We start from the raw sequence: 11,488 nt of genomic DNA on the forward strand, positions 1-11,488 counted from the left end.
CAGCGCAGGCCGGGCGCCAGTCCGCCGCCCGAACGCCAGTACCCGCCGGTCCTGCCGGCGTGTCGTCCGGCATGGCGGTGAGTTTCTCGCAGGAGCTTCGGACCGCGGGTAACGCCTCGGCTAGCCTGTCGTCGCTCCAGCCGCGCAGCTCGCCGATTTCGACGGCTTGGAGGGTCAGGCGTTCCGGCGGTTTTTTCTCGCAGGAGGCGAGCGTCGCCGCGGCGAGCGCAAGGGCGAGAAAGGTCCAGTGACGCGAGCGCACGAAGCGACGGGGTTCAGTTGACGCTCCGCGTCTCAACGAGGGTCCAGTTGGGATCGCGCGAACGCGTGTTGCGCGCGAAGGTCCAAATGTCGGTGATCTCGGCGACATTGTTCGGATCGCCATCGACCACGTTGCCATCCTTGTCCTTCGTCACGTTGACCTGGTCGGAGACGAATTTGAGCGTTATGTATGCCGCGCGGCCGTCCATCCGCGCATCGAGAATGTCGACGGACTTAACGCCGACGAGCGTCGTAAGGTGCGTTTGTTTCGCATCCTCGCGCGCCTTGATCGCAGCCGAGAAATGCTCGAAGACCGGGTCGCTCAGCAACGGACGAAGCGTTTTCCGCTCGCCTTTCGCGAACGCCTCCACGGTCATCTCGAATGCCACCTTGGCGCCCTCGACGAAGCCCTGTGGCGTGAAATTGGGATCGGCGACGCCGATTTGGGTCAATCCGGACTCAAGCGGCGTTCCTTTTCCTGCAGACGGCAATTCGATCGCGGCACCGCTGCCGGGGGCAGCACGGTCATTGCGCTCGGGGAGGTGAACGATTTTATCGCTCGAAGAGTTCGCCCCGCCGGTTCTGTCGAGGGACGTCGGCCGGAACGGATCGGGGCGTTGGCGTTCCTCGCCGGTGCGACGGCCCAGCACGCTCCTCAGCCGAAGGATGAGGAACGCGGCGATCATCGCAAAGATGATGATGTCGATGAAATGCACGTCCATTCCTTTCCGCCTCGGTACCTACCTTTATGCCTGGCCCCAGCCTTGTCCCACGTGTGGCGAATTCGAAACCCGCCCAACCTGGATGCCCACTGGGGCGTCCGCTGGACCGGCAGCCGCCCGTGGGCTAAACACACCCTATGGCGAACAGGTTCCTTACACCCTTGCGCAGGATACTCGAACGGCGCCACGGGGTACAGCATCCCCGCGCGGGGGGCCGGTGTGTGCGCTTACTAAATAGGCCGGCCACACTGCCGGTGCAAGCGGGCGGCAGAGTGCGGTCCAATCCGGAGCGTTCGCCGTGGCGCTGATCCTTCTTGCCGTCTTGATTCTCCCCTTCGTTGAAATCGCGGTCTTCATCCAGGTCGGCGAATGGATCGGCGTCTGGCCGACAATCGGGCTCACGATCCTCTCGACGATGGCAGGGATCGCATTGATGCGCCGCCAGGGACTTGCGCTTTTGACAAGGGCTCGCGAGGTCGCCAGACGCGGCGAGGCGCCCGTCGATGAGATGCTCGACGGCTTATGCGTATTGCTGGGCGGGGCTCTTCTGATCGTGCCGGGTTTCGTGACCGATGCGCTTGGGCTCTTGCTCTTCGTTCCGTGGATCCAGCACCGCGTGCGCCGCCGTGTCTGGCGCACATTCCAAGCGCAAGACCAGAGTCCGCACCCCCCGATCATTGACGCCGAGTACGCCGTCATTGAAAAGGAAAGCGCCACGAATGAGAGTCCCTCGTCGCGGCAGGTTGGTCCCCGTCTCGGTCACAAGAACAACGATGGCGGAGACCGCCCATGATCCTCGTCCGCCACGGCCAGTCCTATTTCAACCTGCACTATGGCGCCACGGGCGTCGACCCCGGCATCGAAGACCCGCGATTGACAGAAGCGGGGCGACAGCAGGCCAAGGCTGTTGCAACGGCCCTGGCAAGGCGAGCCGTGAAGCGACTTATCGTGAGCCCCTATACGCGAACGCTCGAGACTGCCGAGATCATCGCAGAGGCCATGTCGCTTCCAATGGTCATCGAGCCGCTGGTGCGCGAGCGCGCGGCGTTCGCATGCGACATCGGCACGTCGCCGAGGCTGCTGGCCGAGCGTTGGCCGCATCTTTCGTTCGACCATCTTGAGGAGCGCTGGTGGGGTGCGGGTGTGGAGCGAGACGCTGCATTGGCAACACGCTGTCAGCGCTTCCGCGCCGCCATGTCAACGATGCCCGATTGGCGCAATGTCGCGGTAATCAGCCATTGGGGCTTTATCCGCGGCTTGACCGGGCAAGCGATCGCAAACGGCGCCCACATCGAGTTCGACCCGACCGAAGGGTTCCGGCCTTAGTGCGGCCCTCGGATTTGAAGTTCCCAAGCGCGGCCGCCGCCGAGGTCTTAAGGGTCGCTGAGGGCGCGAGCCTCGTGATTGCCGGTTCCGCCAATCCGTGCTAGCCACACGCCAACCCAAGCAAACCCGACACGCGCGTCCTTAGGGAGCCTCGAAATGTCCGATCAATCCAATCAGCCGGCAGCACCCACTGCGGCGCCGGAGCCCCAGCAGGGACAAGTGCCGCTGACGATCAAGGCGCAATACATTAAAGATCTTTCTTTCGAGAACCCACGGGCACCCCAAAGCTTCCAGGTTTATCAAACCCCGCCCAGCATCCAGATCAGCGTGAATGTCGGCGCCCACCACCTCCAGGCGCAAGATTACGAGGTCAGCATAAAGATCAACGTCGATGCGAAGGCGAGCGATCAACCCCTTTTCGTGGTCGAACTCGACTATGCCGGCGTGTTCACGCTTGGAACGGTCCCGCAAGAGCATATGCGACCGCTCCTGTTGATCGAAGGTCCGCGCCTCTTGTTCCCGTTTGCACGAAATATCATCGCCGACGCGACACGAGAAGGCGGCTATCCCCCGCTTTTCATGCAGCCCGTCGACTTCGTCGAGCTTTATCGCCGCGAAATCGCCCAACAAGGGCGTCCGAACTAATAGGCCGCGTCCGTCAAGAGCGCCAAAGAGGGTTCTTGAGGGTTGCCACCATGGCCGCGTGCGCCTCGACTTCTTCCGCATTCGCTCGATGAGCGCGCGGGGCCCGGAAGGCGCGGTTCTCACGATGATCCCGGTGCTCGGCACTGACGCTTGCGGCGAGTTCGAGCCTTGCTTGCCGCCCGCCGATCAGCTCGAGATAAACCTTCGACAGCAGGTCGCAGTCGATCAGCGCACCGTGATAGGTGCGTTCACTCGCGTCGATCTCGAAGCGTTTGCAAAGGGCGTCGAGGCTCGCCTGGGCACCGGGAAATTTACGCCGTGCGAGAGCCAGCGTGTCGATCGCCCGCTCGGGCGGTAAAGTCGGTCGTGCTGCGCGTGTGAGTTCGGCATTCAAGAAATTGATGTCGAATTCGGCGTTATGAATGACGAGCGGGGCATCGCCCAGGAATGCGAGGAATGCATCCGCGACCTCGGGGAATTTGGGCTTGTCGGCGAGGAATTCGCTCGACAATCCGTGCACGGAACGTGCGTCATCGGGCATGTCGCGCTCGGGGTTGAGATAGCACTGGTAGGATCTGCCGGTTGGGAGATGGTTGACCAGCTCGAGGCAGGCGATTTCGACGACGCGATGGCCGGCGGCCGGATCGAGGCCGGTGGTTTCGGTATCGAGCACGATTTCACGCATGGCGTCTCCTGAAGCGCGCACGTGGCGGCCAATAGAGGCCGCGCCGTCCGCGCAATACGTTGACGATTCGGCGTAGCTTGCGCAAGCTCGAGCGCTTGCCGAGGCCGGTCAATACCACGAAGTCCGCGCGTCTGCGCTTCTCCCGATCGGGCAATTGGCGCTCCAAGATGCCTTTGAGGCGGGCACGGGTCATGCCGGGACGTGCAAGGACGCGCTGTGCCTGGATGAATTTGGGCGCGGATACCACGACGATCGCATCGACGCGCCGGTGCCCGCCCGATTCGAGCAGGAGCGGAATGTCGAGGACGACAAGTTGCTTTCGCCTCGCCGATTGCCGTCTTAGGAACCTGTCCTGGGCGCGCCGCACGATCGGATGGACAATGCCCTCGAGCCGCCGCAGCGCCGCCTGATCGCCGAAGACGCGGGCGCCCAGGGCGGTCCGGTCGACCGCACCGTCTTTCACCGAACCCGGAAACGCCTTCTCGACCGCGGACACCGCAGCACCGCCTCGCGCGAGTGCGCGATGAACGGCGCGATCGGCGTCGTAGACCGGGACGCCGATACGGCGAAACACTTTCGCGGCGGTGCTCTTGCCCATCGCAATCGAGCCGGTGAGGCCGATGATGACCATTTCACAAGCCCTGAATGACGAAGGTGCGTAACTGTGCGGTGACAGCGGGAGAGACCCCGAACCACGCCTCGAATCCCGGTCGCGCCTGGTGAAGTAGCATACCGAGGCCGTCGATCGTCGGGTTGCCGCGCGCACGCGCGGCTGCAAGGAGGGGGGTCTCGAGCGGGGTATAGACGATGTCGCATACGGCAGCATTGGGCGGCAGGCGATCGAGGGCAAGATCGAGAGGCGGCTGGCCCGTCATGCCGAGTGTCGTGGCATTGACGAGGAGTGCTGCATCCGCGAGTGCTGCATCGCGATCGGCCCACGACCTTACGACGAGGGGCCCGCCGAATTCGTTTGCAAGCTCTTGCGCGCGCGCTTCGCTGCGATTGACGAGGGAGACACGAGGCGCACCCCCATCGATAAGGGCCGCGAGGATTGCGCGCGCCGCCCCGCCGGCGCCGATCACCGTCGCGGGGCCGGACGCGGGGAGCCAGCCGGGAACGCTTGCTTTCACACTCTCGAGGAAACCGAAGCCGTCGGTGTTGTCGCCGTGGAGTTTGCCATCGCGCACGACAACGGTATTGACCGCACCGATCCGGCGTGCCGCCGGCGAGAGCGTGTCCATGGCCGCGAGGGCCTTTTCCTTGTGGGGAACGGTCAAGTTGACGCCCGCGATCCCGAGAAGCGGCAGGGCCCGCAGGGCAACCGGGAGATTTTCGGGTGCGACCGGAAACGCGACATAGGCGGCATCGATCCCATAATGCGCAAGCCAATAGCCGTGAAGCCGCGGTGAGCGAGAATGGTCGACGGGCCAGCCCATGACGCCCGCAAGCTTGGCCCTGCCGCTCAGGATCATTTGGCCACGACGCCGTGATTACGCAGGAAGTCGAGGAGCGGGAGAAGCGGAAGACCAAGAACAGTGAAATGATCCCCCGCGATTTCCGAGAAAAGTTGCAAGCCCCTCCCTTCGACCCGGTAGGCGCCGACCGACCGGCAGATGTCTTCGCCGACCTCGCGCAGATACTCGTCGAGAAAGACATCCGAGAAAGCCCGCATCCGCAGTCGCGCGCGATCGACGTGGCGCCACAGCAGCGCGCCGTCATGCACGACCGCCACGGCCGAGATCAGAAAGTGCTCCTTTCCGCGCAGTGCACTGAGGTGCGCGCGCGCATGGTCGCGATCGACCGGCTTGTCGAACCATGCGCCGCCGCATTCCAGCATTTGGTCGGCACCGATCACAAATGCCCCCGTGTGACGGCGCGAGACCTTCGTCGCCTTGAGCCCGGCAAGCGTTTCGGCGACCTCGGCGGCACTCGCCCCTTCCTTCCGGAGACCGCGCTTGATTTCGTCCTCGTCGATGGCCGCGGCGTCGGCGAGCACAGCCACGCCCGCGTTTCGCAACAAGGCGATCCGCGTCTCGCTGGCCGACGCGAGCACCACCGGGCGCGCGCCATGCGCCGCCGCACTCCCGAGCGCGGCTTCGTCGCCGGTCGAACCGAATGTCCGAGCTTGGCTCATTGCATTTGCTTTCTGCGGTCGGCATAAAGCTGCATGATCGAGGCTGCCGTCTCTTCGATCGAGCGACGCGTCACGTCAATGACGGGCCAGCCATTTTCCGTGAATAGGCGGCGCGCAACGGCGAGTTCTTGCTTGACTGTCTCCAGATCCGTGTAGTCGGTCGTGTCGACCTCGTTCAGGATGCGCATGCGGTTGCGTCTGATTTGGACGAGCCGGACCGGGTCCTTGGTCAAGCCGACGATGAGGGGATGCCGCGCCTCGGCAAGTTCGTGCGGCAATACCACACCGGGTACGATCGGCACATTCGCCGCCTTGATGCCGCGGTTCGCCAGATAAATGCAGGTCGGCGTCTTCGATGTTCGGGAAACGCCGACGAGTACCACATCCGCATGGTCGAGGTCCCACGTCGCTTGGCCGTCGTCGTGGGCAAGCACGAACTGCATTGCGTCGATCCGGCTGAAATACTCCGCGTCGAGTTCGTGTTGACGCCCTGGAAGATTGCGGCTGCGCAGGCCGAGATAGCTCGTCAGCGCGCCCATGATCGGATCCAACACCGAGATGTGCGGCACTTTCATCCGCCGCAGTCCCACCACGAGTGCCGTGCGGAGATGTTTGTCGACCAAGGTGAACAGCACGAGGCCTGGTTCTTCCCCGATCGCGGCCAGGACTTTTTCCAGCTGGTTCTTGGTCCGAACGAGCGGCCACATATGCTCGACGACTTCGATGCCCTCGAACTGGACCAAGCAAGCTCTGACGATATTGTGGACCGTCTCGCCGGTGGCATCCGATACCATGTGCAGATGGCGCTTGCGGGGAACCATGGCTATTGCGTCAACCTCGGCGGTATCGGCCGACCCGTCCATAGCGGGGCGATCCGTGCAAAAAACACACTCGAACGGGGATAACACATTCGCCGACCGGAATGCGCAAAATTCGACCCCCGTTTAGGTCTTACGAGCAGGCGCTCTTTTCAACCGGTGCATCGTTCAACCGCACCCTTGTGAAAGACAGGGGCAGCAGCCAAGACGCGTCCTTTTTATCCCCCATTTCCCCAGCATTCCTACCGAGTGAGTTGAGCGCACGCCTTTGTGGTTGATGGGAGGTCATCGGATCGCGACGCGTTCCTCATCCGATCTTGAACGTCTGTCCGCAAGGCAGAGTTGCGGCGGGTTGGCGCAACGGCACTAGGCTTGCTAAGGATCGAGTACAGCCGTTGCCGTACCGTCAGCGTTGCGGTACGACACGAGAATCGACACCGTATTGCCGCCATCGGTCCACGACGAAACGGTCGCACAAGCGCAATGATACTGGCTGTCGGCATCTTATGGGGGTAACTTTGTGTCCCCAGACTTCACCCCTATCAACCACTACAACTACCTTTCTCTTAAGAGTCTTAGAAGAGTAGAGGGCCATGATTCGGAGGATCGGGTAAGCCCGCATGCAAGCACCGCTAAAGCCACTGCTGAAAGCGCTCAAGGGAGAGAGCGGTAATGCAGTGCCGATTTGGCTCATGCGCCAAGCGGGCCGCTATTTGCCGGAATATCGGGAACTGAGGTCGCGGGCGGGTGGATTTTTGGAACTCTGTTTCGATCCAGCACTGGCGGCCGAGGCGACGTTGCAGCCGTTGCGCCGCTTCGGGCTGGACGCTGCGATCATCTTCTCGGATATCCTCGTCATCCCCCATGCGCTTGGGCGAAAAGTCGGATTTGCGAGTGGTGAGGGTCCTTTTGTCGAGCCGCTGGCGGATGAAGCCTCGGTTGAGAGGCTTCGTCGCGATAGATTGCATGAGGAATTGGCCCCGATCTATGAGGTGATCGATCGAGTGGCTGGGCTACTTCCCCATGGAACGAGCCTGATCGGCTTTGCCGGCGCCCCGTGGACGGTCGCGAGCTATATGGTCGAAGGCGGAACCGCGCGCGATTTCGCCGTGATCAAGGGGTGGGCATATCGCAATCCGGAGGCATTCGAGCGACTCCTTGCAGTTCTTGTTGAGGCAACCGCGGCCTATCTTGTTCGTCAAGTCGAGCATGGGGCGGAGGTTCTCCAGATATTCGAGAGTTGGGCGGGCGCGCTTGCCGAACGGGAATTCCAGCAGTGGTCGATCGAGCCCGTGAAAGGGATCGTCGCACGCGTCAGGAAATCCTGCCCGGATGTGCCGATCATCGGATTTCCGCGCGGCGCCGGCTATGGTTGTCTTCGGTTCGCGGGTGAAACAGCCGTGAATGGCATCGGCCTCGACCCATCGATTCCGCTCGCGTGGGCGGCCCACGAGATGCAGCATCGATGCACCCTTCAGGGCAATCTCGATCCCGTCCTGCTCCTGGTCGGTGGAGAGCCGATGAAGCGAGAGGCCGTGCGTATCTTGTCGGTATGGGGAAAGGGGCCATTCATCTTCAACCTTGGCCACGGCGTGCTGCCGACGACGCCACCCGAGCATGTCGCGGCGCTCGTTGAAATCGTGCGAAACTGGCAGTGCGACCCTGCCGATGCCGCTCAATCGCAGACTTAACCCTGGTCAGCGATTTTCTCGATGGCCAAGCTTGCGGTCGTTCTTTTCAATTTGGGCGGGCCGGACCGCCCTGAGGCGGTCGAGCCGTTCCTCTTCAATCTTTTCAATGATCCCGCCATCATTGGAGCGCCTGCCCCTCTTCGTTGGCTTCTGGCCAAGCTCATTTCCAAGCGACGCGCGCCAATCGCGCGGAATATTTATGGACATATCGGAGGCGGCTCGCCGCTTCTCGAGAACACGATGGCCCAGGCACGAGCATTGGAAGCTCGCCTTCGCGACCTCGGCGATGTGCGGTGCTTCGTCGCAATGCGCTATTGGCATCCGTTCATCGACGAAGCCGCGGCTGCCGTGAAGGCTTTCGCGCCGGACCGGATCGTTCTGCTTCCGCTCTATCCCCAATTTTCGACCACGACGGCGGGCTCTTCTCTCACGGCCTGGTTCCGCTCGGCGCAATCGGCCGGTCTTGCGGCACCCCAATATGCGATCTGCTGCTACCCCCGAAACGAGGGATTCATCGGCGCCGTGGCGCAAAGCGTCGAGGACGCATTGGCCAAAATGGACGATGTCGGGCCGCCGCGGGTCCTGTTCTCGGCCCATGGCTTGCCCAAAAAAATCGTTGCCGCCGGCGATCCCTACCCGTGGCAAGTCGAGCAATCCTGTGCCGCGGTCGTCGCGTCCCTCGGCAAGCGCGATTTGGATTGGGTCTTATGCTACCAGAGCCGCGTTGGACCGCTCGAATGGATCGGCCCTGCGACGGATAAGGAAATCGAACGCGCCGGCGGCGACAAGGTCCCGGTCGTCGTCGTTCCAATCGCATTCGTGTCGGAGCATTCCGAGACACTTGTGGAACTGGATATCGAGTATGCAGCACTTGCCAGGCGCGCTGGGGTGCCGGCCTATGTGCGCGCGCCGACGGTGTCGGCTGGCGACGCATTCATTGCGGGCCTCGCCCGGTTGGTGAGAACGCGATCCGGGGGCGTTGACGGGGTCGAACCGGAAGGGGGGCACCGGATATGCCCTGTCCATTGCGTGAAGTGCCCCATCGGTTGAAATCAATATATTGTAGGCGGCACATGTCAGCATACTATCACTGGATCAAGGCACTGCACGTGATCGGTATTATCGCGTGGATGGCAGGGTTGCTCTATTTGCCGCGGCTCTTCGTCTACCACTGTGAGGTCGCCCACGGCTCGCCCGAAGCAGAGCGGTTCCAGATCATGGAAGCGCGACTTCTGCGGCTGATCATGAATCCGGCGATGGTCGCGACCTACATTTTAGGCGGTGGTCTGCTCAGCATACCAGGGATTGTCGACTGGTCTCTCGGCTGGATTTACGTAAAGCTCGGGATGGTGGCGGTTCTGACCGCGCTGCATCACGCCATGGGCAAATGGCGGAAAGCGTTCGCGGCGGGGGAAAACCGGCATTCCCAGCGCTTCTTTCGCATCATGAATGAAGCGGTGACGGCCGCCATGATCGTGGTCGTGGCCATGGTTGTCGTTAAGCCTTTTTAGGGAATGGCGGTAAATAATTGGCGAGAGCCCTTGTACGGGCAGAATCCCGACCGTATTTCTCTTGACGGAGGCGTTTGTTTGAGGGATTTATCGAAGCGACGTCCCACGGCGACCTAGACCTGCGTCTTTCCGAGATTATCGCTTGTTGATCCGGCCGGGCTCTTCCGGCGCTTCTCCGCTTACCCAGCTCGACGTCAGGCCCTGTCGCTTTCCCCTTTCCCCTCGATTCGTCGCGAAGTAGGCGCGGAATGAATCTCCAAGAACTCAAATCGAAAACACCAGCCGATCTGCTGACCTATGCCGAGGAGCTACAGGTCGAGAACGCGAGCAATCTGCGCAAGCAGGAGCTCATGTTCGCCATTCTGAAGCTTCTTGCCGAGCGCGACATCGGCATCTTCGGCGACGGCGTGCTCGAGATTTTGCAGGACGGCTTCGGCTTCCTTCGTTCGCCCGAGGCGAATTATCTTCCCGGTCCGGACGATATCTATGTGTCGCCCAGCCAGGTACGCCGCTTCGGACTTCGCACGGGCGACACCGTGCAGGGACAAATCCGCGCGCCCAAGGACGGCGAGCGGTACTTTGCGCTCCTCAAAGTCAACGAGATCAATTTTGAGGAGCCGGACAAGGTCCGGCACCGCATCAACTTCGACAATCTCACCCCGCTTTATCCCGATCGGCGCTTCAGGCTCGAGCTCGGCGATCCGACGATCAAGGACTTCACGGCCCGCGTGATCGATCTGGTCAGCCCCCTCGGCATGGGTCAGCGCGGCTTGATCGTGGCCCCGCCGCGAACGGGCAAGACGGTGATGTTGCAAAACATCGCCCACTCGATCGCGGCAAATCATCCGGACGCTTATTTGATCGTTCTCCTGATCGATGAGCGGCCGGAGGAAGTCACGGACATGCAGCGCTCGGTCAAGGGCGAAGTCATCAGCTCCACCTTCGACGAGCCGGCGGCGCGGCACGTTCAAGTCGCCGAAATGGTGATCGAGAAGGCAAAGCGCCTCGTCGAATACAAACGCGACGTGGTCATCTTGCTCGATTCGATCACGCGCCTGGCGCGCGCCTACAACACCGTGGTGCCCTCTTCGGGAAAGGTGCTGACAGGGGGCGTCGACGCCAACGCGCTCCAGCGGCCGAAGCGCTTTTTCGGCGCCGCGCGCAATATCGAAGAAGGCGGGTCGCTCACCATCATCGCCACCGCCCTCATCGATACGGGCTCGCGCATGGACGAAGTGATCTTCGAGGAGTTCAAGGGTACCGGCAACTCCGAAATCATTCTCGACCGCAAGCTCTCGGACAAGCGCGTCTTCCCGTCGATCGACATCACACGTTCGGGCACGCGCAAGGAAGAGCTTCTGGTGGAACGGGACGTGCTGGCGAAGATGTGGGTGCTGCGGCGCATTCTCATGCCGATGGGCATGAACGACGCAATGGAGTTCCTGCTCGACAAGCTTCGCCACACCAAGACGAACGGCGAATTCTTTCAATCGATGAATCAGTAGCGCGTCGAAGGTTCTTCGCACATTCGAGGGCAACTAGCCCTTGCGCCCACGCAAAAAACGCGGCGCCCGGCCGGGCGCCGCGCGCGGGTGCGTCAATACCCTACGGCATTAGCACCGTCGATCCCGTCGTCTTCCGCGTTTCGAGATCGCGATGGGCTTGGGCCGCATCGGCCAAGCGATAGGTTTGATT

14 protein-coding genes are annotated in these 11,488 nt (G+C 62.1%); 7 read left to right on the forward strand and 7 right to left on the reverse strand.

From position 1 onward, the window contains the following. Together VEJ16_07590 and VEJ16_07595 are read right to left on the reverse strand one after the other, a co-directional pair. On the reverse strand, positions 1–298 hold a 298-nt coding region (locus tag VEJ16_07590), incomplete at its 3' end, for a murein transglycosylase (GenBank protein HYB09516.1). Then, positions 276–983 (reverse strand): Tim44/TimA family putative adaptor protein, encoded by a 708-nt coding sequence (locus VEJ16_07595; protein HYB09517.1) that lies wholly within the window; start codon positions 981–983, stop codon positions 276–278. The genes VEJ16_07590 and VEJ16_07595, both read right to left, overlap by 23 nt. A 298-nt stretch (positions 984–1,281) precedes the next feature. On the opposite strand from VEJ16_07595, the gene VEJ16_07600 reads away from it, so the two are divergent. The 3 genes from VEJ16_07600 to secB all read left to right on the forward strand — a co-directional run bounded on the left by VEJ16_07600 (position 1,282) and on the right by secB (position 2,954). Further along, positions 1,282–1,776, forward strand: coding sequence for an FxsA family protein (locus VEJ16_07600; GenBank protein ID HYB09518.1), 495 nt, complete (start codon positions 1,282–1,284; stop codon positions 1,774–1,776). After that, positions 1,773–2,309 (forward strand): histidine phosphatase family protein, encoded by a 537-nt coding sequence (locus VEJ16_07605; protein HYB09519.1) that lies wholly within the window; start codon positions 1,773–1,775, stop codon positions 2,307–2,309. The genes VEJ16_07600 and VEJ16_07605 overlap by 4 nt, the downstream gene beginning before the upstream one ends. Before the next feature lie 156 nt (positions 2,310–2,465). Continuing rightward, on the forward strand, positions 2,466–2,954 hold the full coding sequence (gene secB, locus VEJ16_07610; protein ID HYB09520.1) for a protein-export chaperone SecB: 489 nt from the start codon (positions 2,466–2,468) through the stop codon (positions 2,952–2,954). A gap of 13 nt (positions 2,955–2,967) precedes the next feature. Here secB and dnaQ read toward each other — a convergent pair whose 3' ends face one another. From dnaQ to VEJ16_07635, 5 genes are read right to left on the reverse strand one after another with little or no spacing between them, the layout of a single operon-like run. Beyond that, a complete protein-coding gene (gene dnaQ, locus VEJ16_07615; GenBank protein ID HYB09521.1) occupies positions 2,968–3,639 on the reverse strand; it encodes a DNA polymerase III subunit epsilon in 672 nt (223 codons plus the stop codon). After that, positions 3,632–4,270, reverse strand: a complete 639-nt coding sequence (gene coaE, locus VEJ16_07620) for a dephospho-CoA kinase (GenBank protein ID HYB09522.1) — start codon at positions 4,268–4,270, stop codon at positions 3,632–3,634. Before coaE ends, dnaQ begins: the two co-directional genes overlap by 8 nt. 1 nt (position 4,271) lies before the next feature. After that, positions 4,272–5,108: a shikimate dehydrogenase gene (locus tag VEJ16_07625; protein HYB09523.1), complete on the reverse strand. Its 837-nt coding sequence runs from the start codon at positions 5,106–5,108 to the stop codon at positions 4,272–4,274. Beyond that, a complete protein-coding gene (locus VEJ16_07630) occupies positions 5,108–5,773 on the reverse strand; it encodes a Maf family protein (protein HYB09524.1) in 666 nt (221 codons plus the stop codon). The genes VEJ16_07625 and VEJ16_07630 overlap by 1 nt, the downstream gene beginning before the upstream one ends. Continuing rightward, positions 5,770–6,636: a pyruvate, water dikinase regulatory protein gene (locus VEJ16_07635; GenBank protein HYB09525.1), complete on the reverse strand. Its 867-nt coding sequence runs from the start codon at positions 6,634–6,636 to the stop codon at positions 5,770–5,772. The genes VEJ16_07630 and VEJ16_07635 overlap by 4 nt, the downstream gene beginning before the upstream one ends. A 575-nt stretch (positions 6,637–7,211) precedes the next feature. On the opposite strand from VEJ16_07635, the gene hemE reads away from it, so the two are divergent. From hemE to rho, 4 genes are all read left to right on the forward strand, one after another. Continuing rightward, positions 7,212–8,282 carry a uroporphyrinogen decarboxylase gene (gene hemE, locus VEJ16_07640; protein HYB09526.1) on the forward strand — a complete coding sequence of 357 codons (1,071 nt, stop codon included), beginning with the start codon at positions 7,212–7,214 and terminating at the stop codon, positions 8,280–8,282. A 21-nt stretch (positions 8,283–8,303) separates the two neighbouring features. Then, positions 8,304–9,332: a ferrochelatase gene (gene hemH / locus VEJ16_07645; GenBank protein HYB09527.1), complete on the forward strand. Its 1,029-nt coding sequence runs from the start codon at positions 8,304–8,306 to the stop codon at positions 9,330–9,332. Between the two features lie 23 nt (positions 9,333–9,355). After that, complete coding sequence (gene hemJ / locus VEJ16_07650) at positions 9,356–9,793, forward strand: protoporphyrinogen oxidase HemJ (GenBank protein HYB09528.1); 438 nt, start codon at positions 9,356–9,358, stop codon at positions 9,791–9,793. Positions 9,794–10,041: 248 nt separating this feature from the next. Then, entirely contained in the window at positions 10,042–11,298 is a 1,257-nt protein-coding gene (gene rho, locus VEJ16_07655; protein HYB09529.1) for a transcription termination factor Rho, read from the forward strand. Positions 11,299–11,488: the final 190 nt, after the last annotated feature.

The sequence above is a fragment of the Alphaproteobacteria bacterium genome (assembly GCA_035625915.1).
In the GTDB taxonomy this organism is placed as follows: domain Bacteria; phylum Pseudomonadota; class Alphaproteobacteria; order JACZXZ01; family JACZXZ01; genus DATDHA01.